This is a genomic window from Pseudomonas sp. GM33, assembly GCF_000282295.1.
GTDB lineage: Bacteria > Pseudomonadota > Gammaproteobacteria > Pseudomonadales > Pseudomonadaceae > Aquipseudomonas > Aquipseudomonas laurylsulfatiphila.
In genome coordinates this window covers 36,865-56,884 of sequence record NZ_AKJO01000086.1, presented here as the reverse complement: position 1 = coordinate 56,884, position 20,020 = coordinate 36,865, and the positions used below count along the sequence as shown (strand labels likewise).

Genomic DNA, 20,020 nt, shown 5'->3' with positions numbered 1-20,020 from the left:
AAGCCCGCCTTGTGCGGGCTTTTTGCTGTCTGGCATTTGGCCAGTCCTCAAAGCGATCCCGGGATCGCTTTTTTTGTGTCTGCCCGGTTATTGCTCGGCGTTGCGGCTGTGCCGGTAGTCGCTGACAGCTTCATACACGGCTTTGCGCAGGCGATTGATTCCGCCGATGGGGCGGTGTGCCTCGATACCGAACCAGGGATTGAATGACTGGTTGTCACATTGCAGGTTCAGCGCCGGTGTGTCGAAGTCCTGCGCCGGCACCTTGATCTGCGCCACCGTCTCGAAGGGCGCATCGCTTTCGCGCCATTCAATGCTGGTGTCTTCAATCGGCATGTACTTGTTGGCGTCCTGTCGCTGGATTTGCAAGACGAAACACGCGGGCACCCGATCGGTCGACAACTGTTGATTCAGCGCATTGCGCAGGAAGTTCGGCAACTTGCGGTTTTGTTCCGGCAGGTTGTAGGCCGGGCAACTGCCCGGATCGGGCATGACCCGGAACTTGGCATTGGCTTCACCGAATTTGTAGGGTGAAACCGAAAAGTACGTTGTCCGGGTTGGGCTTGATGGAGCAGGGGACAAGGTCGCCAGGGCAATAAACAGGTGGCGAACCTGCCACGATCGCGGATCCCAGCCCGGAAAAAACGCCATCATTTTTTTACCCTCGGCCTGGGCGGCGACGTTCTGACGGTATTCGGCCACGTTACTTACAAAGAAGTTCGGATGGCTGAACATCACAAAGTCCTGTTCGCCTCGCCCCGGCTGATCACTCAACAGTTGTTTGCCCGGTACATCGAACAGCTTGATCGCCATGCCCCGGGCATCGCGGATGCTGTCGAACTGCGGGTAGGCGTTGCCATTGGACAGGCGCATCGTCGCTTGCCAGGTTTTGCCCGGCTCGCTGAACACGCCCTGGCGCAATTCGCTGGCCAGTTCCGGCAACACCTGGACTTCGGCTTTCACGCAGCCGTGGGCCTTGGCGTGGGCATCGCGCAGGTAGCGGGTGCTTTCGCGGTGTTGATCGACGATGCGCACGGCGGTCTGGATGATGTCCCGGGTCATCGCGGCTTCACCGTCCGCAATCGACTCCTGCGCCGACACAGGTCCGCGCTGCTGCCAGGCAAACCAGGCGGTGGCCAATGCCCAGCCAAGCGCGCCGAGAACCAGCAGCCACAGCAACAGCCTGCTGAGGAAGGCGCCCAGGCGCAGCCAGAGTGTAATCAGCATGAGAGCGTCCTTTTGGCTGAGGTTGTGGTCATGGCAATTGCGCTTCCAGCGGGCCGCCGAGCACTTTCAGATATTCCAGCAGTGCCCAACGCTCCTGCGGCTGCAGCCAGCGGCCGATCACGCCATTGCCGAGTTTACCGGCACGGAATTCATGACCACTGTTGTGGTTGCCGGTGATTCGCGTGTCGAACAGGAAACCGTTGGCAAAGGCTTCGGTGCGGTAACCCAGGTGGCCCGGGTCATATTCGAAAGTGCCTTTGTAGAACGTGGTTGCACGCTCATCCTGCGGCGACAGCAATTGATAAATGCTCGGTACCGAACCGTTGTGCAGAAACGGCGCCGTTGCCCATACACCCGCCAACGGTCGGGCTTTGTACGAACGTAATTCGCGTACGCCGATTGGCAGGCCGAATCCGTCCATTTCCGGGCGCTCGGCGGGGGTGACATTGGCATCCTGATAGGCGCGGTCGCGGACAAATGCCGTGACATAGGCCAGCCCCGTGGCCACGGACATCTTGCTCAGGTCCAGTGGTTCGTCGGGTTTCGGCTCTACATCGAGTTTTTCCAGTTCCGCCTGCTTCCATTGCAGCGCTGTCAGGTCGAAGCGATGGTCGGCGATGTTGTTGGCCGCGCCCGGGTCTGTGCCGATGTCATCCACCGGGAGCATTTTCAGGTGCTGAACGTATCGTCCCTCGCCCTGGGTGGTTCGCGGTACATGGCAGCCCGCGCAGTTTTCCGTGAACAGGGTGCGCCCCTTGGCGGCCAGCGGCTTGTCGATCGCGCCCAGCAGGTCTTCCGGCCAGGCCGGCGGCGAGAGTCGTTGCAGGGTTTCTTCGATCAGGTGCAGGTCGCGCACACGGACGCTGGAGGGATAGCGGGCATCGCCCATCAGCGGCTGGCCGTTCTGGTCGAAGAAGTTCAGCGTGGCACCGACGCCCAACGCCTCGCCGATGTTGCGGGCCATCGGTTGTTTCGCCGAGCCGTTCCACTGCACCCATTCGAACGTCCACATGTCCCACAACTGCGGATAATCGACCGGAGCATTGGCCACGCGGTAGTTGTCGGGGGAAATCGCGTCACCGAAGCTGGCGTTGGCAATGCGCCCGAAGGCATCGGTGCGCCCAGGGCCTTCCTCGGTTGGATAGAGCCCGCGATGGGTGTCGTTCCAGGCCACTTTGAGGAATGTATCGAGCGAAGTCTTGAGTTCTTTGCGCAGTTGCTTGTGGCGCGTCTCGTAGTCCTGGCCCAGTACGTTGCGTGCGAAACGTTCGAATTTCCACGGGTTGTAGTAGGTCGAGACCAGGCTGGCGACCAGCGCTTGTCCGAAACTGCCTCCTTTGAGCGTAGGAACGCTGGACGGCAACACATGCTGCGCCGAACCGCCGTCGATACGCACCGCTTGCCCCTTGAAGCGCAGTTCGCCGGTATGGCAGGCCGCACAGGTGATGTCCAGAAATACCTCCGGGCTGCCGGCATTCTGATGCCGGGTAAAGCCTGCGGGGAGGTTGCCGGGGTTGTTCGGTGTCGGTTTCTGGCCGGGGTCCACCAGAAAACCGAAGCGCGCGAGGTACTCGGGGGCGGCGAAGCGTTGCTGTGAGAAGGGCAGTTCGAGGGCGGTGAACCAGTCATAGCGCAAGCCTTTGACCTGGGTGCCCTGGGGTGTGAAGTAATAAGTCTCTCGGTCGACGGCGCTCCATTGGTCCAGGTAATGCACCTGTTGTGCAGGCGACCAGGCCGGTAGTTTCGGGTTGGCGACGTAATAAAGAACCACAGCCAGGGCCAGCCCGAGCAGGACTGCGATGAGAGCCAGCAATCGTAGGAAGAGGCGCAAGATAAACATCCTTGTCGAATTATCATGCCGTTATGCCCGAGTACCCAAGGTGCGGCAAGAGGCCATTACGCCAGATTGCAGGTTCAGGAATCAGCCTCTGTCGGAGCAAGATGAAGGAAGCTTCATCACTGGAATTGTGAAAAGCGTTTAAACACCTGAACTTATCAATTGATTCCGGCTCTCATGCCGGTAGCCATTGGTCGTGGCGGCCTGATAAGCTCGCGGCTTTACTCGATTGCCCTTTAGGCGCATGAACAAGGAAATAGCATGAAACAGCATCGGTTGGCGGCGGCGGTGGCCCTGGTTGGCCTGGTACTTGCGGGTTGTGATTCGCAGACCAGCGTAGAGCTGAAAACTCCGGCGCAAAAAGCTTCCTACGGCATTGGCCTGAACATGGGCAAGAGCCTGGCTCAGGAAGGCATGGATGACCTGGATTCCAAAGCTGTAGCCCAGGGCATCGAAGACGCCGTCGGCAAGAAAGAGCAGAAGCTCAAGGACGAAGAACTGGTCGAGGCGTTCGCCGCACTGCAAAAGCGTGCCGAAGAGCGCATGGCCAAGATGAGCGAAGAGTCGGCCGCTGCCGGCAAGAAATTCCTCGAAGAAAACGGCAAGAAGCCTGGCGTGACCACCACCGCTTCGGGCTTGCAGTACGAAGTCGTGCAGAAAGCCGATGGCCCTCAGCCTAAGCCGACTGACGTAGTGACCGTTCACTACACCGGCAAGCTGACCAACGGCACCGTCTTCGACAGTTCCGTAGAGCGCGGCAGCCCGATCGATCTGCCGGTCAGCGGTGTAATCCCGGGTTGGGTCGAAGGCCTGCAACTGATGCACGTTGGCGAGAAGTACAAGCTGTACATCCCTGCTGACCTGGCTTACGGCGCTCAAAGCCCGAGCCCGGCGATTCCGGCCAACTCGGTGCTGGTATTCGACCTGGAACTGCTGGCCATCAAGGACCCGGCAAAAGAAGACGCCGCTGCCAAGTAACCAGCGCCTGCTTCGACAACAACGCCTCGCTCATGCGGGGCGTTGTTGCATCTGGCGTTCGGCAGGGGTAAACAAAACGAACAGACGCTCTAGGCCGGAGTCTTAGGCATAGTAGTCTCGGCGGTAGACGCACAAGGCCGCCAAGTCAATGAAATTATGGGTTTTTTTTGATGAGTAAAAAACGCCCGATCTGAACGCAGGCCTTGTAAGACGGGGCTTACAGCGATGAAAAGCAGCTCTGTTCACAAGGTTATCCACAATTTGTGTGGATAACATTTCAACGGGAGGAATGATGAAAGCACCCTGGAATTTCGCTCGTTTCCTGCCACTGGCCGGACGTCTGCTGGCACGCGGTCGATTGCCTACCCTGTTGTTCGCAGTCGCCAGTAAAGGCGCAAGCCAGGGCAATCGACTGGGCAAGATCAAGGACGACCTGAAGCTGTTGCAGGCACTCTGCCTGGCCTACTGGCGCGGCGAGTATCGCGCCATCAGCCCCAAGGCGCTGCTTTCGGTTGTCGCGGGCCTGATGTACTTCCTCAGTCCGGTGGATGCGATCCCGGATTTCATTCCGGTGTTCGGCATGTTCGATGACATCGCAGTCCTGGCGTGGTTGATGAAAGTGCTCGACGACGAGCTCAATGCCTTCCGCGCCTGGCGCAAACGGCAGGTCCCGGAGAAGCTCGCGGTGGTTGAGCGCCTGCCCGATACCCCCGAGCAACTTCAACTGCAAGGCCCGAAAAAACGCTGAGTCGATTTTCACGACTTCATAGATTGATGCCCCCCGCGACCTTGGCCGCTGTTAGGATTACACTTCTAGGGAAAAGTGCCGACTCGCTAAGTGTTGTTGTCCTACGGGGTAGTGATGGATATTCAGATAATTACACGCGAAGGCGAGCCCGAGTATGCGGTTCTGCCATGGGCTCAATATCAGGCGTTATTGAAAGCAGCGGGCATCAAGGAGCAAGCGTCGCCTCAAGCCACGAAGCCTCAGGCGGCGACACCAGACGCGATTCTTCCGGGTCTGGATCAACTACGCAGTTTGCGCGAGGGGAAGGGCATCGCCATCGAGGCGCTGGCCCGCACGGTAGGCATCAGCCCGTCTTACCTGGCCATGATCGAAAGTGGCGAGCGTCTGCCCGACGCCGCGATTCGCCGCAGCCTGGCTTGGGAATTGACGGTGCCAGGATGGAGGGATGAATCGTGAGTGTACGCATCAGCCGTCAACACTGGGACGGATTGCTGGGCGAACTGGATCAGGCGCGGCGCCAGCGCCATCTGTTGACGTATCGGGCATTGCTGGAACGTTTGCAGCTGCCGACCCCGGCCATGCAGACCCTGACGGCGGCCCTTGAGCATCTGGCGGCTCTGGACGCCAAGGCGGAGCAGCCATTGCGCAGTTCGCTGGTGATCAGCCAGGGCGCCAGCCGTTTGCCGCGCACCGGATTCTTTGAGTGTGTCGAGCGTCTCGGGCGTTTTTCCGGGCCGTCGGACGGCGTTGCCGCCGCGTCCTGGCACGCTTCGGAAGTGGTGCGGGTGTTCGAGTACGAATACCCGGAATCGGCCGAGGCCTGAATGTTTTTGCAACTCAAGGCGCGAGCCGGGTACTGGCTCGCGCGCCGGTTGTTTCACTGGTCGTGGTTTGTTCGCCAGCCGCAGGGCTGGCGCTGGCTCGAAGGCCAGTTTGCACGCATGGCCAACCTGGGCGACGTCGGCGCCCAGAGCTTCTATGGGCACATCCTGACGTTTCGTGGTGTCGGCTTCGGTGCTCGTGAGGAGGGCGTGCGTTTGTTGCGCCTGGCGGCATTGGCGGGTGATGGCAAGGCGGCGTATCAAGTGGGCGTGATCTGTTTGGCCGGGACGGCGAGCAAGGCGCCGGATCCGCTTGAAGCGGCGCGGTTTTGGGGGATGGCTGCAAAGGCCGGGCATCCGTTGGCGCCGATCAAGTTGCAAGAGCTGGCGTCTCGCGAGTCTGACCTATAATCCTGGGCTGGCGGGGGGATGAAGGGAATAGTCGAGGATCAATTCAAGTTTCGGGTTGTTTGATCGGGCACCTTCGACTTGCCCGCGATGGCGTCCTGTCAATCACCGCTGCCCCATCAGGCAAGCACCTTCATGTTCCTGCCCCACCAGGCTATCAATCACATGCACGCTATAGCCCTGCACATTCTTCGCATGGTGCTTGGCTTGTGACGCCATTTCCGCCAACTGGCTCGCATCGAGTTGTCCACAGGCCTGTGGATGAAGGTGCACCACGCCGATCGACAGCGACAACAGCGCAAACTCCTGCCGCACGCCCTGGCGATTCGGTGCGATGAAGCAGCCGGCCTCCAGGTGCTCGCTGCGGTAGAAGCGTCGGCATTGGCTCTGGAAGTCGTCGAGCAACTGGTTCAAACGCTTGCGCCAGTCTTCCGGGCCGAGCACCAGCAGGAAATCATCACCGCCGATGTGGCCGACGAAGTCGCGGGACGGGTCGACGCGGTCGTTCAGGCATTGCGCCAGGCACAGCAGGACTTCGTCCCCGCGGCCATAGCCGTAGATGTCGTTGAAAGGTTTGAAGCTGTCGATGTCCACGTAGCAGATCACCGATTCCCGTTGCTGTTGCAGCAACCGCGTCAGGCATTGCTGGATCGGCACATTGCCCGGGAGCAAGGTCAGCGGGTTGGCGTAGCGGGCTTGCTGGATCTTCAGTTCGGTGATCAGTTTGAGTACGTCTATTACGCGGCCCAGCCCGAGATAGCCGCCATTAAGGGTGATGATGAAATCCTCTTCGATGCGCTGGCGGGCACGGCCTGTGATCAGGCGGCTGACTTGTTGCAGCGACTGACTCAGCTCGACGGCGAGGAAGTCATCGTTCATCAGGCGGCTGATGGGTTTGCGGGCGAACAGATCGGTGGCAAAGGGCTTGAGCAGGGCATCGGAGAGCGAATGTCGATGGACGATACCGCAAGGCTGACCCTGAGCATCCAGGACCGCCAGCGAGTTCAGGTTGGCCTGGCGGCGGAAGGCTTCGAGCACCGTGGCGGTCGGGGTGTCCCGGTTCACGGCGGGTTGCTCGTTGAGCAGTGCGCTGAGGTCGCTGCCGTCTTCGCTCAGTACAACGCTGGTGCTGTCCTGGCGGGGCATCATTGCCCGGGCATCCCGTGGCGCATGTTCCTGGGGGCGGCAGAGCAGATAGCCCTGGACCAGATCAACGCCCATCTCGGTCAGTACCGTGAGCTCTTCCGGTAACTCGATACCTTCGGCAATGACTTGCGCCCGCGAGGCCTTGGCGATTTGCAGGATCGAGCCGACGAACTCGCGCTTGAGCGCATCCTGATGGATGCCATCAATGAAATGCCGGTCGATTTTCACGTAATCCGGCCGCAGTTCGGACCACAAGCGCAAACTCGAATAACCCGCCCCCAGATCATCCAGCGCAATCGAAAATCCCATCGCCCGATAGTGATGCAGGGCGGTTTGCAGCAGCTGGAAATCATCCGTCGGCGTCTGTTCCGTGAGCTCGATGACCACCTGACTCGGCGCAATGCCGAAGTCCTGCAGCAATTGCAGGGTGCGTCCCGGTTGATGGGCCGCTTCGAGCAGGGATTCCGGGGATACGTTGAGGAACAACAGACCGGGCAGTTGTTGTTCATTGAAGCGTCGGCAAGCGCTTTCGCGGCAGGCAATTTCCAGCTCGCTCAAACGACCGGCCTGGCGGGCGACGGCGAACAGCGCGAGAGGGGAGTGCAGAGGGCTGTTGGACGGGCCGCGACTGAGGGCTTCGTAGCCGAGAATGCGCCGCTCAGAGAGGCTGATGATCGGTTGGAACAAACTGTGCAAACCGCCTTGAGTCAGGATCGAGCTCAATGCACTCAGCTGTTCGGTTGTGGTCATGGCGATCTCTGGCGAAAAAAAAGGACTGGCGTGGTCCCTTTCACAAGGAGCACGCCAGTCCCGTATTTCACGACAGAATGATGACTGTTTGATGACGCCCCGGAGGGCGTTAGCATTAAATTGCCATCAGCTGCTTGCAAGCACTCAGTGCTTCGCCACTGCTGTGTTGAGTTTCAGGTAGTCCAGCAGAATCCGCCCGGTTTCGCTCAGGTAGGCATCGTCTTCCGGTTTGGTCTTGTCGTCCTCGGCCGCGATGGCATCCTCGTCTTCTTTCTTCAGCTCTTTGAGCGGTTCTTCGCCCTTGGCCTTGCGACGGATGTTTTCCATGGTCAGCTGCTTGGCTTCGATGTCGGCGTGCTGGGCACGACGCTCGGCTTCATTGAGGCTGACGGTCTTTTCGGCCATCAGTTTCTGCGCCAGGGCCAGCTTGTCGCGGATGAACACGAACTCCGCATCCTTGGCCGTACGAATGTCATGCTCGGACTTGAGCTGCGAAAGGTACGGCTTGAATGGGTCGACCGCCGGCTTGATCGCCGCCTTGATGGTGTCCCACGGCATGGCTTCGGGCAGGGCGCTTTCGCCGATTTCCTTGGTGTCGATGATCGATGGGTAATCGATGTCCGGCAAGACGCCCTGATGCTGTGTGCTCTGCCCGGAAACCCGGTAGAACTTGGCCAGGGTCAGTTTCAGCTCGCCATGGTTGAGTGGCTGGATGGTCTGCACGGTACCTTTGCCGAAGGTCTGGCCGCCGATGATCAGTGCGCGGTGGTAGTCCTGCATGGCGCCGGCAAAAATCTCCGAAGCCGAGGCTGACAAGCGGTTGACCAGCAAGGCCATCGGGCCTTTGTAGAACGCACCCGGGTTTTCATCTTCCAGCACGTCTACACGGCCATCGGCGTTACGCACGAGCACGGTCGGGCCTTTGTCGATGAACAGGCTGGTCAGCTCGGTGGCTTCCTGCAAGGAGCCGCCGCCGTTGTTGCGCAGGTCGATGACCACGCCGTCGACTTTGTCTTTCTGCAGTTCAGTCAGCAGTTTCTTGACGTCGCGGGTGGTGCTCTTGTAATCCGGATCGCCGGCACGGAAGGCCTTGAAGTCCAGATAGAACGCCGGGATCTCGATCACGCCGAGCTTGTAGTCCTTGCCGTCCTGCTTGAGGTTCAAGACCGACTTCTTCACGGCCTGGTCTTCGAGCTTCACCGCTTCACGGGTGATCGGCACGATCTTGGTGGTCTGGTCGTTCGGCGCATTGCTGGCCGGGATCACTTCCAGGCGCACCACGGTGCCTTTCGGACCACGGATCAGCTTGACCACTTCGTCCAGGCGCCAGCCCACCACGTCGACCATTTCCTTGTTGCCCTGGGCAACGCCGATGATCTTGTCGGCCGGTGCGACCTGCTTGGTCTTGTCCGCCGGACCTGCCGGCACCAGGCGCACGACTTTCACCTGGTCGTTATCGCTCTGCAACACGGCGCCGATGCCCTCGAGGGACAGGCTCATGTTGATGTCGAAGTTCTCCGCGTTATCCGGCGACAGATAGTTGGTATGCGGGTCGTAGGACATGGCGAAGGTATTGATGTACGCCTGGAAGATGTCTTCCGCGCGGGTCTGGTCCAGGCGCGCCAGCTGGTTCTTGTAGCGCTTGGTCAGGGTTTCCTGGATCTGTTTGGAATCCTTGCCGGCGATCTTCTGGCGCAGGACCTCGTCCTTGACGCGTTTGCGCCACAGGTCGTCGAGTTCCGCGGTGGATTTGAGCCAAGGGGCGTCCTTGCGGTCGATCAGCAAGGTTTCCTTGGTGTTGAAGTCGATCTTGTCGACGCCCTTGTTCAGCTCGGCAAGGGCAAAGTCCAGACGCGCCTTCACGCGGTCCAGGTAGCGCTTGTAGATGGTGAACCCGGCGTTCAGGTCGCCGCTCTTGAGGAAGTCGTCGAACTGCGTCTTCCACTTGTCGAATTCGGCAATGTCGCTGGCCATGAAATAGCTGCGCGATGGATCCAGCAGCTTGAGGTAGCTGTCGTAGATGATCACCGAGCGCGCGTCATCGAGTGGCGGCTTGCTGTAGTGGTGGCGTTTGAGCAATTCCACGACGTTCAGACTGGCGATCACTTCGTCACGATCGGGTTGAAGCTTGTCCCAGCTATTGGCTGCGAATGTATTGCTCGACATCGGCAGCAAGCCGATACCGATGAATAAGGCGAGGGCAGTGCTGGGGAACAGATGCTTCATGCTGATTCGACGCGGGGACAATTGATAACGCATATTAGGCCGTCTTTGAAGTCGCCGGCTCTTTGGGAACCGGTCGCATAATGCAAAAAGCCCGGCGCTATAGCTTCGGGCTCAGTCCAGACTCACTATGGAGGCACTGTGAAAGCATTGCAAGGCGTTGACGGTCAAGTGGTATGGGTTGATGAACCCGGTCCTGCATGCGATGTAGGGCAAGTTCGTATTCGAGTGGCGGCAGCGGGCCTAAATCGCGCCGATTTGTTGCAGAAGGCCGGTCTATATCCGCCACCGCCAGGGGCCAGCCAGGTGCTCGGTCTAGAGTGCTCGGGGGTCATCAGCGAGGTTGGCGCGGGCTCCTCCTGGCAGGTGGGCGATCGGGTTTGCGCCTTGCTGGCCGGGGGCGGGATGGCCGAAGAGGTGGTTGTCGACGGGCGGCATGTACTGCCGGTTCCCGACGGAATGTCACTGGTCGAAGCGGCGGCATTGCCCGAAGTTTATGCAACAGTCTGGCTGAATTTGTTTCAACTGGCTGCGCTCAAGCCGGGACAGAAAGTTCTGCTGCATGCCGGAGCAAGTGGCATTGGTTCAGCGGCCATTCAGCTGTGCAAGGCCTTCGGTAATCCGTGTTGGGTCAGCGTCGGCTCTGCCGAGCGACTGGCGTACTGCGAAGCGCTCGGTGCCCAGGGCGGCGTGGTGCGTAACGGTGATCTGGAGAGCTTGCGCGATCTGGGGCCGTTCGACGTGATTCTCGACCCGGTGGGTGGCAGTTACGCGGCCTTGAACCTGAAGTTGCTGGCTCAGGATGGTCGCTGGGTGTTGATCGGTCTGATGGGCGGGCGCGAGGCCAAGCTGGATCTGGCCCAGGTGCTGGCCAAGCGCGTGCAGTTGCTGGGCTCGACCCTGCGCAGCCGGGATGATCAGTTCAAGGCAGATCTGTTCAGTGATCTGGGCCTGCATGTGTGGCCGTTGTTCGCCGAGGGGCGCTTGAGTGCGCAGCTGGCCAGGACTTTTGCGATCAAGGATGCCGAAGCAGCGTTTGCAGAACTGGCGAGCAATAACGTGGCGGGGAAGGTGGTGTTGGTGATTGACGAGAGCCTGAACTGACAACGAGAAATCTGTGGGAGCGAGCTTGCTCGCGATAGCGGAGTGTCAGTTGATATTAAGGCAACTGACTCGCCGCCATCGCGAGCAAGCTCGCTCCCACAGGGGGGCCGGGTTATTTCCAGAGGTGGATCGGCCACCCGGCCTTTTCGGCCTGCTCGCGCAACACCGGATCCGGATTGACCACGTGGGGGAAATCCACCTTCAGCAACAACGGCAGGTCATTGCGTGAGTCGGAATAGAAGCTCGCGCCTTCGAGGTTTTCCTCTTGCGCATCCAGCCACTCCAGCAAGCGGGTGATCTTGCCTTCGCGGTAGGTCAGGGTGCCCACGGTATGGCCGGTGTAAACGCCCTGAGCCACTTCCAGTTCGATGCCCAGAATCTCGTCGATCCCCAGGCGCTCGGCGATGGGGCCGACCAGGTGAGTACCCGAGGCCGAGATCACCAGAATCCGGTCGCCGGCCTTGCGATGCGCCGCGATGGCCTTGGTGGCGTCGCTGAAAATGATCGGCTCGATGTAGTCTTCCACCCAGGGGCCAACCAGATGCTCGACCTCTTGTGGCGTGCGGCCGATCATCGGCTCCAGGCTGAAGGTCATGAAGTCTTCCATGCGCAATTTGCCGTGGCTGTAAGCGTCCATCAGCTCGTTGTTCTGTCGCATGAACGATTCGGGGTCGACCCAGCCCAGGCGGCCCATCTGCTCGCTCCAAAGGGTGGCGCAGTCGCCGTGGATCAGGGTTTCGTCCAGATCAAAAATTGCCAGGGCCATCAGTGCAGTTCTCTCTTCAGCATAAGCAAAGGCATCAGGCTACCTCACACAGGGCCGTCGGATCGATGGAAAGCGCCAGGCGCTGACCATCGGGATGCAGGTCGGCCGCCGAGCGGTTCAGCACATCCACCACCAGTTCCACGCCCCGGGCTTCGACCCGGTAGCGGATTACGTTGCCCAACAGGCTGTGGCTGCGTACCTGCGCGTCCAGTTCACCGTTGAGGCTCAGTTCGATGGCTTCCGGGCGAATGGCGATGCGCTTGTTGATTGGCCGCTGCAGCAGCTTCGAGGCGCTGTCGGCGTCCAGCAGGTTGTAGTTGCCGATGAAACCGGCAGCGAATACATCCACCGGCGCAGTGTAGAGGGTTTCGGCGTCGCCACTTTGTACGATTTTTCCCTGATTCATCAGGAAAATCCGGTCAGACATGGTCAGGGCTTCCTCCTGATCGTGTGTGACGAAAATCGTGGTCAGGCCCAGTTCGCGCTGGATCTGCCGGATCTGTTCGCGCAGGTGCTTGCGAATGCGCGCATCCAGTGCCGACAGCGGTTCGTCCAGCAGTAACAGGCGTGGCCGGGTCACCAGCGAGCGGGCGAGGGCGACGCGCTGGCATTGGCCACCGGACAGCTGATGGGGATAGCGTGCGGCGAAGTCCTGCAGCTCCACCAGTTTAAGTACTTCGGCGACGCGTTTGTGGCTGTCATCGGCATTGACCTTTTGCATGCGCAGACCGAAGGCGACGTTTTGCTCCACGGTCATGTTGGGGAACAGCGCATAGCTCTGGAACACCATGCCGATCCCGCGTTTCTGCGGACTCACCGGCACGATATCGGCACCATCGAGCAGGATTTTGCCGCCATCCACCGAAGTCAGGCCGGCGATGCAGCGCAGCAGGGTGGATTTGCCGCAACCGGACGGTCCGAGCAGGGTGACGAACTCACCTTTCTGGATTTCGCAATTGATGTCGCTGAACACCGTGGTGCCGGCGAAGCTTTTCTGAAGATGTTGGACGCTGACATAGCTCATTCGCTTTTGTCCCTGTTCAAGATATTGGCAATCCAGGTCAGAACCAGCACAAAGAAGAAGTAGGAAATCACCAGCGCGCTGGTGAAATGACCGCTGCTGTTGCGCATGTTGTTGAGGTAGACCTGCAGGGTTTCGTAGCGGGTGCCGACGAGGATGTTGGCGAACACGAACTCACCGAACAGGAACGAGAACGACAGCAGCAGCGCCACCATCAGGCCCTTGCGCAGGTTCGGCAGCACCACCAGGAGGGCGGCTTGCCAGGTGCTGGCGCCGAGCAACTGGGCGGCGTCCATCAGGTCGCGCAGGTTGATCGCTTGCAGGTTGTTGGTGATCGCCCGGTACATGAATGGCAGCGCCACGGTGAAGTAGCAACCGATCAGGATCCAGGGTGTACCGACCATGGCGAACGGCCCGGAACCATAGAGCTGCAGCAGCCCCACCGACGACACCACTGGCGGCACGGCGAAGGGCAGCAGGATCAGGATATTCATCAGCGCATCGAGTTTCGGGAAGTGGTAATGCACCACGAACAGCAACGGCAGGATCAGCACCACGGAAAGAACCAGTGAGCCCACGCAGACCAGCAGCGATTGCCCGAACGCATGCAGGAAGCGCGGATCGCTCCACAGCTGGATGTACCACTTGAGGGTGAAACCGCTGGGCAGAATGGTTGCCGACCAACTGCTGGCGATCGAGTAGACCAGCGTGCCGGCCAGCGGCAACAGCAGGATGGCAAACAACAGGTAAACCACGACGCGGTGGTAGACACCGGCGGGCCCCAGTTCAGCGCGAGACATGGTAGCTCCTCTTCAACAGCAACTGATGCACGATGGTCACCAGGGTCATCAAGGCCACCAGCACCACGGCCAGGGCGCTTGCCAGGTTCGGGTCAAGGGAAATGTCACCGGACACCATCGCCGCGATGCGGATCGGCAGCACGTTGAAGTTGCCGGTGGTCAGGGCGTACACCGTGGCGTAGGCACCGAGGGCGTTGGCCAGCAGGATCACGAAGGTGCCCAGCAGTGCCGGCGTCAACACCGGCAATCCGATGTGCCGCCAGTACTGCCAACCGTCGGCGCCGAGTAGCGCAGCGGACTCGCGCCAGTCTTCGCGCAGCGCATCGAAGGCCGGGTACAGCAGCAACACGCCGAGGGGAATCTGGAAGTAGGTGTAGAGAATGATCAGCCCGGTTTTCGAGTACAGGTTGAAATCCTGAATGATGCCGGCCTGCTTGAGCATGATGGTGAAGCTGCCGTTGAAGCCGAGCAAAATGATGAACGCGAAGGCCAGGGGCACGCCGGCGAAGTTGCTGGTCATGTTGGCGAAGGCGTTGACGAAATTGCGCAGTTTCGAATCGACCCGGCGCAGGGAGTAGGCGCCCAGTATCGCGATGATGATCCCGAACACGCTGGACCAGAAACTGATCTCAAGGCTGTACTGGATCGCCTGCAGGTAAAACTTCGAACTGAAGATTTTATTGAAGTTGGCCAGGCCCCAGCCGAATTCTTCCGATTGCAGGCTGTTGATCATCACCCAGGTCAGCGGTGCGATCTCGAACACGATGAAGAACAGGGCGAACGGAACCAGGCATAAGGCGGCCAGCCATTTACTGCGGGTCATGGCATTCACTTGAGCAGCTCCCGGCAGACCGGTTTGTCGTGGGGCGCGCCCAGCAACTCGCAGACGGTGCCGCAGATCTCGGTCTGTTTCGGCGTTGCGCCGGCGTCGAAGCTGAACGCGTCGCCGAGAACGAACAACGGCACCTCACGTTCTTCCGGCAGCAGGCCGTTGTGGGAGCGGTCGTTGTTCATGCCGTGGTCGGCGGTGACCAGCACCTGATAACCGGCATCGAGCCAGCCTTGCAGGTAGTCGGCCAGGATGATGTCGACCGAGCGCGCGCTGTTGCGGTACTGCGGGGTGTCGAGGCCGTGCTTGTGCCCGGCGTCGTCGATGTTCATCGGGTGGATCAGCAGGAAGTGCGGCGCATGGCGCTGGCGCAGGTTTTCGGCGTCGGCGAACAGGTGCGAATCGGGGTAGTGATCGTTCCAGTAGAAATGCCCATGCTGGATCGGCAGTTGCGGGTCGTCGGTGTGACGGTCCCGTGCCGCCACGAAGGGCGAACGGTTGTACAGTTCACTGACCCAGTGATAGGCCGCCGCGGCGGTGACAAGACCTGCGTCGGTGGCGTAGTGATAGATGCTGCGCTGGTTGGACAGGCGCGAAACGTTGTTGTGGACGATACCGCTGTCGATGGGCGCAACGCCGGTCAGGATGCATTCGTACAGCGGGCGGGACAGGGCCGGCAACTCGCACTCCAGCTTGTAGAGTGCTGCACGTCCTGCACCGACGTACGCCTGCAGGTGCCCCATGGCGTGACGGGCGACCTCATAGTTGAGGCCGTCGAGCACCACAAGGATGACGTTGTGCTTCATAGGGGCAAAAACTCCGTGTAACAGATATTCGAAGCTCACTCGATCCACTGTGGGAGCGGGCTTGCTCGCGAAAGCGGACTGACATCCAGTATCGATGTCGACTGACACACCGCTTTCGCGAGCAAGCCCGCTCCCACATTTGGATCGCCATCAGATCCCGAAATGGGGATCTTCCCGGTTATTGCATATTGATGATGACTTCTTCCTGCCACTTCTGAGGAAGGGCCTTGGAGGTCTTTTCCCACGCATCCGCGTCTTTGATCGGCGTCACTTTCTTGTACTGCTCGTTAGGCAGCAGCTTGGCCTTCACGTCGGCCGGCAGTGTGATGTGCTCGGCACGGATCGGACGGGCGTTGCCCTTGGCCAGGTTGATCTGGCCGGCGTCGCTGAAGATGTATTCGCGGGTCAGCTTGGCGGCGTTCGGGTTTTTCGCGTACTTGTTGATGATGGTGGTGTAACCGGAAATCACCGAGCCGTCGGACGGGATCAGCACCACGTAGTCATCCGGGTTGGCCATCTTGGCCTTGTAGCTCAGGCCGTTGAAGTCCCAGACCACGCCGACTTCGATTTCGCCTTTTTCCATGGTGGCAATCGTCGGGTTGGACATCGACAGGCGACCTTGCTTGGCGATGTCGGCGAACAGCAGCAGGGCAGGCTGCAGGTTTTTCTCGTCGCCACCGTTGGCCAGAGCCGCGGCCAGTACGCCGTTGGCTGCCTGGGCCGCGGTGCTCACGTCACCGATGGACACCTTGTATTTGCCGCTCTTGAGGTCAGCCCATTTAGTCGGGGCTTCGGAGCCGTGCAGCAACTTCTTGTTGACGATGAAAGCGATGGTACCGGTGTAGGCCAGTGCCCAGTTGCCGTCCTTGTCCTTGGCCCAGGCTGGTACCTGATCCCAGGTGGAAGGCTTGTAGGGCTGGACCACGCCTTGCTTGACCGCGATCGGGCCGAAGGCTGCACCGACGTCGCCGATGTCGGCGCTGGCGTTGTCTTTCTCCGCGGCGAACTTGGCGATCTCCTGGGCCGAACTCATGTCGGTGTCGATGTGCTTGAGGCCGTACTTATCGCTCAGGTCTTTCCAGGTGCCGGCCCAGTTGGCCCAGTCATCGGGCATGCCGACGCTGTTGACGGCGCCTTCCGCTTTCGCAGCGGCTTCCAGGGTTTTCAAATCATCGGCCGCCATGGCGGCGGTGCACATTGCGATGGTCGAGCCTAACAGTGATGCCAGGAAAAGCTTTTTCATTCCGAAGCTCCTTGGGTCGTGTTCAACGCTGCGATTGCGGTTTGTGTTGGTCTAGGTCAGCAATACCTGAGCCAATTTAAGGGGGCTGGATGACACTTTGATGTCGCTCGTCGCCCTGGAGGACTTTTTGTTCAGCGGTATCGCGACTGGCCTGATAAGCGTAGACCATGGTCAAGGCCTCGGCTGGCAAGGGACTTGGCCGATGAATTGCAGGTTTTCGCGTTCGCAGAATGGCGACCGTTGGGCAGCTTTGTCACACCTCGGTCATCTACGCTGCCTACGCTTGCAGACTATTGAATGAGCCGGATTGCGCGGCGGTTCTGCCCTGAATTGGTGCTGGTCTAGTCCAGAAAGGAAACGTTGATGCGTGAAGAGGCAACAAAAGCGGTAACAGCCATCGGCCAGGTGCTTCAGGAGCAAATCGACCACGGCCTGTTGGCCCCCGGCAGCAAATTGCCGGCCGAGCGCAAACTCAGTGAATTGTTCGGCACCACGCGGATCACTTTGCGTGAGGCGTTGTTGCAGTTGGAGTCGCAGGGGCAAATCTACCGCGAGGAGCGTCGTGGCTGGTTCGTCTCGCCGCCACGCCTGGCGTACAACCTGATGCAGCGCAGCCACTTTCACGCGATGGTCAGTGCCCAGGGGCGGGTGCCGTCCACCGAGGTGATTTCGGCACGATTGCAACCGGCGTCGGCGGCCGTTTGTGCCTGGCTGCAATTGCCGGCGCTGTCGAGCGTGATCCAGATCTGCCGCTCTCGGCGGATCGACGGGCGGCTGGTGTTGTATGTGGAGCACTATCTGAACCCGCAGTACTTTCCGGGAATCCTTGATTTCGACTTGAATCAGTCGATCACCGAGTTGTATGCGCGGCACTACGACCTGCACTACGGACGGGTGCGCTTCGAGATTGTGCCCACGGCGTTGTCGGTGGATGCGGCAGCGGCGTTGAAGGTGTCGGCGGGGAGCCCGGGCTTACGGATTGCCCGGGTCAACTATGACCAGCATGAACGCCTGATCGACTGCGACCTGGAGTTCTGGCGACATGATGCGATTCATGTCGGCGTTGACGTGGTTTGACTTTGTAGGAGCTGCCGAAGGCTGCGATCTTTTGATTTTTAAAAGATCGCAGCCTGCGGCAGCTCCTACAGGGGTTGTTCCGGGGAACCGGCGGTGACCTGAATGCTCATCCGCGGTGTCGCCAGGTCCAGTCCGGCTTCATCCATATGCCGCTTGAGTGACAGGTTGAACGCTCGCGACACTTCCCACTGCTTGATCGGCGCGGTCTTGAACCGGGCGCGCAGGATCGCGTTGCCCGACTCGAAACTTTCCACCCCCTGAAACTCCAGCGGCGACCAGATATTGCGCCGCTGCAACGGATCGGTGCGCATTTTCTGGCCGACTTCGCGCATCAGTTTGATGGCGTTGTCGATGTCCATGTTGGCCGGCACCGCGACCCGGAAGATCGCGTAGCCGAATTCCCGGGAGTAGTTCTTGATGCTTTTGATTTCACTGAACGGAATGGTGTGGACGATGCCGTCGATGTCCCGCAGGCGCACGGTGCGGATGGTCAGGCCTTCGACCGTGCCGAGGTGGCCGCCGACATCCACGTAGTCGTCGATGGCCAGTGAGTCTTCGATGATGATGAACAGCCCGGTAATCAGGTCGGCTACCAGCGATTGCGCACCAAAGCCGATGGCCAGGCCGATCACACCGGCACCGGCCAGCAGGGGCGTGACGTTCATGCCCATGTTCGCCAGGGCAACGATCAGCGCGACAATGAAAATGGCCACGAACAGCACGTTGCGAATCAGCGGCATCATCGTCTGCGCGCGGGCATTGGCCAGGCCTTTGCGCGAGCGGGTCAGTGCGTGGTGCACAGCGGTGTCGCTGAGAATCCAGATCAGCCAGGCGAACAGCAGCGTGCCGGCGAGGCTGAACAGCTTGACGCTGACTTCGTGGCCGTCGCCTTCGGTAAAGCGGATCAAGGACATGCCCCAGACCCGCAGGCCGAGCTCGATAAAGGCCAGCCACACCAACAGGTGGAGGATTGTGTAGAAGAAGTTTTTCAACCGTTCCGAATACACGGCGTAACGCCGGATGCCACGCTGGGGCTTGAGGGCGTGGCGGCGTACCAGGCCGTTGATGACCATGCACAACACCAACAGCACGGTGCAGATTAGCGACTGGCGCAGGGCCGTGCTGGTGTCGCCGGCGGAAATGAACGTCGCGAACAGGGAAATGGCCACCAGCACCAGCGCCGGCACGTACCAGAAGGTGCCGAGAATCGACAGGGTGTCGTTGAGGGCGCGGCGGGTCAGGCGTCGGGACAGCGGCTGGTTGCGGATCAGGTGGGCGATCGGGCGGCGGAAACGCAAGATGAACCGGGCCGTGGACAAAGCTGCCAGGACATTGGCAATCGTGGCAGCCGTATGGGCCAGATGGCTGCCGAGGCTGTCGACCAGTTTTGGATCGCTCAGCGCTTCGCCAAACGCAGCGAAACTGCCGATCAGCCACAGCGGTCGAAACGCCTGGTGCCGCAGAATGTACAAGGCGCGGTGGCGGTGTGGGCCGTCGAGCAGGGAAAAGGCAATCACGCAGATGGCCGAGAAGCAGGTGCCGACGACCAACGCATAGGCCAGCACCATGGCCAGGCTTTTGCCCAGGGACGAGGGCAGGGCATAGCTCATGTAGATCGTGATCACCAGGGCGATCAGCCATGGCCCGAGCTTGCGCAAGGCAAAGCGCAACATGTCCAGGGCACGGGGGTGTTGCGGCAGTTCTTCAGTCAGGCCGAAACGCATGCGCACGCGGTGGCTGATCCAGATGAGCGCGGCGGCCAGCAGGCTCCAGACCATCAGGATCATGGCGAACGCAAAAAGCATCGGCAGCCATTCATTGGCCGGCAGCGCCAGCGCCATCAACTCTTCCTGGGCCTGGTCGAACTCGCTGGACCAGCGCGTGAGCGGACTGTCGTCGCCGGAAAATTTCTTTTCGATCGTGGCCAGGGTTCCGCCAATCAGGCCCAGCACGCCTTCTTCGGTAGTCGGCTGGGCCTTTTTGGTGGTGTCACGCAGCCTTTTCAGATCGGCCAGCAGCTTGGTGCGTTGCTGATCGTTTTCCAGTGACTTGATCACTTCGTCCAGGGACTGCCCCAGCGGTTCCTGTGCTTCGGGCTGCGCCTTGGCCTGGCTGCCGAGCAGGCTCGGCAGGCCGGCCGCCTGGGCAGGTGCCACTGGCAGTAGCATCAGGCAGACAAGGAAAAAATACGGAAGGGCAAAAAGACGAGCGAACACTAGGCGGTCAACCTCGCAACGAG

18 protein-coding genes are annotated in these 20,020 nt (G+C 60.2%); 7 read left to right on the top strand and 11 right to left on the bottom strand.

The annotated features are described in order from the left end of the window. Nucleotides 1–87 precede the first annotated feature (87 nt). Both PMI26_RS14505 and PMI26_RS14510 read right to left on the bottom strand, forming a co-directional pair. Nucleotides 88–1,224, bottom strand: coding sequence for a catalase family protein (locus PMI26_RS14505; protein ID WP_007974988.1), 1,137 nt, complete (start codon nt 1,222–1,224; stop codon nt 88–90). Nucleotides 1,225–1,252: 28 nt separating this feature from the next. Beyond that, entirely contained in the window at nt 1,253–3,055 is a 1,803-nt protein-coding gene (locus PMI26_RS14510) for a di-heme-cytochrome C peroxidase (RefSeq protein WP_007974986.1), read from the bottom strand. A gap of 267 nt (nt 3,056–3,322) precedes the next feature. On the opposite strand from PMI26_RS14510, the gene PMI26_RS14515 reads away from it, so the two are divergent. The 5 genes from PMI26_RS14515 to PMI26_RS14535 all read left to right on the top strand — a co-directional run bounded on the left by PMI26_RS14515 (nt 3,323) and on the right by PMI26_RS14535 (nt 6,019). Beyond that, the gene (locus PMI26_RS14515) at nt 3,323–4,039 is read left to right on the top strand and encodes an FKBP-type peptidyl-prolyl cis-trans isomerase (RefSeq protein ID WP_007974985.1); all 717 of its coding nucleotides are present in this window, start codon (nt 3,323–3,325) and stop codon (nt 4,037–4,039) included. 292 nt (nt 4,040–4,331) lie between these two features. Then, entirely contained in the window at nt 4,332–4,787 is a 456-nt protein-coding gene (locus tag PMI26_RS14520) for a YkvA family protein (RefSeq protein ID WP_007974982.1), read from the top strand. 114 nt (nt 4,788–4,901) lie between these two features. After that, nucleotides 4,902–5,243 (top strand): helix-turn-helix domain-containing protein, encoded by a 342-nt coding sequence (locus PMI26_RS14525; RefSeq protein ID WP_007974980.1) that lies wholly within the window; start codon nt 4,902–4,904, stop codon nt 5,241–5,243. Further along, nucleotides 5,240–5,611, top strand: a complete 372-nt coding sequence (locus PMI26_RS14530) for a hypothetical protein (RefSeq protein WP_003223109.1) — start codon at nt 5,240–5,242, stop codon at nt 5,609–5,611. The genes PMI26_RS14525 and PMI26_RS14530 overlap by 4 nt, the downstream gene beginning before the upstream one ends. After that, on the top strand, nt 5,612–6,019 hold the full coding sequence (locus PMI26_RS14535; RefSeq protein WP_007974976.1) for a hypothetical protein: 408 nt from the start codon (nt 5,612–5,614) through the stop codon (nt 6,017–6,019). A gap of 102 nt (nt 6,020–6,121) precedes the next feature. On the opposite strand, the gene PMI26_RS14540 is transcribed toward PMI26_RS14535, so the two are convergent. After that, nucleotides 6,122–7,912, bottom strand: coding sequence for a bifunctional diguanylate cyclase/phosphodiesterase (locus tag PMI26_RS14540; protein WP_007974974.1), 1,791 nt, complete (start codon nt 7,910–7,912; stop codon nt 6,122–6,124). A gap of 144 nt (nt 7,913–8,056) precedes the next feature. Further along, nucleotides 8,057–10,138, bottom strand: a complete 2,082-nt coding sequence (locus PMI26_RS14545) for a carboxy terminal-processing peptidase (protein WP_007974972.1) — start codon at nt 10,136–10,138, stop codon at nt 8,057–8,059. A 138-nt stretch (nt 10,139–10,276) separates the two neighbouring features. Here PMI26_RS14545 and PMI26_RS14550 point away from each other — a divergent pair, with 138 nt between their 5' ends. Further along, nucleotides 10,277–11,239 carry a zinc-binding dehydrogenase gene (locus PMI26_RS14550; RefSeq protein WP_007974970.1) on the top strand — a complete coding sequence of 321 codons (963 nt, stop codon included), beginning with the start codon at nt 10,277–10,279 and terminating at the stop codon, nt 11,237–11,239. Between the two features lie 112 nt (nt 11,240–11,351). Here the strand turns inward: PMI26_RS14550 and PMI26_RS14555 are convergent, their stop codons facing one another. The 6 genes from PMI26_RS14555 to PMI26_RS14580 all read right to left on the bottom strand — a co-directional run bounded on the left by PMI26_RS14555 (nt 11,352) and on the right by PMI26_RS14580 (nt 16,704). After that, a complete protein-coding gene (locus tag PMI26_RS14555; RefSeq protein WP_007974968.1) occupies nt 11,352–12,005 on the bottom strand; it encodes an HAD family hydrolase in 654 nt (217 codons plus the stop codon). A 34-nt stretch (nt 12,006–12,039) separates the two neighbouring features. After that, a complete protein-coding gene (locus PMI26_RS14560) occupies nt 12,040–13,029 on the bottom strand; it encodes an ABC transporter ATP-binding protein (protein ID WP_007974966.1) in 990 nt (329 codons plus the stop codon). Then, entirely contained in the window at nt 13,026–13,826 is an 801-nt protein-coding gene (locus PMI26_RS14565; RefSeq protein ID WP_007974964.1) for an ABC transporter permease, read from the bottom strand. The genes PMI26_RS14560 and PMI26_RS14565 overlap by 4 nt, the downstream gene beginning before the upstream one ends. Then, the gene (locus tag PMI26_RS14570; RefSeq protein WP_162130284.1) at nt 13,813–14,649 is read right to left on the bottom strand and encodes an ABC transporter permease; all 837 of its coding nucleotides are present in this window, start codon (nt 14,647–14,649) and stop codon (nt 13,813–13,815) included. The genes PMI26_RS14565 and PMI26_RS14570 overlap by 14 nt, the downstream gene beginning before the upstream one ends. A 5-nt stretch (nt 14,650–14,654) precedes the next feature. Further along, nucleotides 14,655–15,461 (bottom strand): alkaline phosphatase family protein, encoded by an 807-nt coding sequence (locus tag PMI26_RS14575; protein WP_007974960.1) that lies wholly within the window; start codon nt 15,459–15,461, stop codon nt 14,655–14,657. 178 nt (nt 15,462–15,639) lie between these two features. Next, nucleotides 15,640–16,704 carry an ABC transporter substrate-binding protein gene (locus tag PMI26_RS14580; RefSeq protein ID WP_007974957.1) on the bottom strand — a complete coding sequence of 355 codons (1,065 nt, stop codon included), beginning with the start codon at nt 16,702–16,704 and terminating at the stop codon, nt 15,640–15,642. Between the two features lie 363 nt (nt 16,705–17,067). On the opposite strand from PMI26_RS14580, the gene phnR reads away from it, so the two are divergent. Further along, nucleotides 17,068–17,781, top strand: a complete 714-nt coding sequence (gene phnR, locus PMI26_RS14585; protein WP_007974952.1) for a phosphonate utilization transcriptional regulator PhnR — start codon at nt 17,068–17,070, stop codon at nt 17,779–17,781. A gap of 65 nt (nt 17,782–17,846) precedes the next feature. On the opposite strand, the gene PMI26_RS14590 is transcribed toward phnR, so the two are convergent. Continuing rightward, nucleotides 17,847–19,949 (bottom strand): mechanosensitive ion channel family protein, encoded by a 2,103-nt coding sequence (locus tag PMI26_RS14590; protein ID WP_007974951.1) that lies wholly within the window; start codon nt 19,947–19,949, stop codon nt 17,847–17,849. Nucleotides 19,950–20,020: the final 71 nt, after the last annotated feature.

Bases quoted from the DNA above. Each gene is read 5' to 3' on its own strand.
- PMI26_RS14590 (WP_007974951.1), bottom strand. From the start codon at position 19,949: ATGCTACTGCCAGTGGCACCTGCCCAGGCGGCCGGCCTGCCGAGCCTG.
- PMI26_RS14505 (WP_007974988.1), bottom strand. From the start codon at position 1,224: ATGCTGATTACACTCTGGCTGCGCCTGGGCGCCTTCCTCAGCAGGCTG.
- PMI26_RS14545 (WP_007974972.1), bottom strand. From the start codon at position 10,138: ATGAAGCATCTGTTCCCCAGCACTGCCCTCGCCTTATTCATCGGTATC.
- PMI26_RS14535 (WP_007974976.1), top strand. From the start codon at position 5,612: ATGTTTTTGCAACTCAAGGCGCGAGCCGGGTACTGGCTCGCGCGCCGG.
- PMI26_RS14560 (WP_007974966.1), bottom strand. From the start codon at position 13,029: ATGAGCTATGTCAGCGTCCAACATCTTCAGAAAAGCTTCGCCGGCACC.
- PMI26_RS14575 (WP_007974960.1), bottom strand. From the start codon at position 15,461: ATGAAGCACAACGTCATCCTTGTGGTGCTCGACGGCCTCAACTATGAG.
- phnR (WP_007974952.1), top strand. From the start codon at position 17,068: ATGCGTGAAGAGGCAACAAAAGCGGTAACAGCCATCGGCCAGGTGCTT.
- PMI26_RS14540 (WP_007974974.1), bottom strand. From the start codon at position 7,912: ATGACCACAACCGAACAGCTGAGTGCATTGAGCTCGATCCTGACTCAA.
- PMI26_RS14525 (WP_007974980.1), top strand. From the start codon at position 4,902: ATGGATATTCAGATAATTACACGCGAAGGCGAGCCCGAGTATGCGGTT.
- PMI26_RS14580 (WP_007974957.1), bottom strand. From the start codon at position 16,704: ATGAAAAAGCTTTTCCTGGCATCACTGTTAGGCTCGACCATCGCAATG.
- PMI26_RS14565 (WP_007974964.1), bottom strand. From the start codon at position 13,826: ATGTCTCGCGCTGAACTGGGGCCCGCCGGTGTCTACCACCGCGTCGTG.
- PMI26_RS14515 (WP_007974985.1), top strand. From the start codon at position 3,323: ATGAAACAGCATCGGTTGGCGGCGGCGGTGGCCCTGGTTGGCCTGGTA.
- PMI26_RS14520 (WP_007974982.1), top strand. From the start codon at position 4,332: ATGAAAGCACCCTGGAATTTCGCTCGTTTCCTGCCACTGGCCGGACGT.
- PMI26_RS14555 (WP_007974968.1), bottom strand. From the start codon at position 12,005: ATGGCCCTGGCAATTTTTGATCTGGACGAAACCCTGATCCACGGCGAC.
- PMI26_RS14570 (WP_162130284.1), bottom strand. From the start codon at position 14,649: ATGACCCGCAGTAAATGGCTGGCCGCCTTATGCCTGGTTCCGTTCGCC.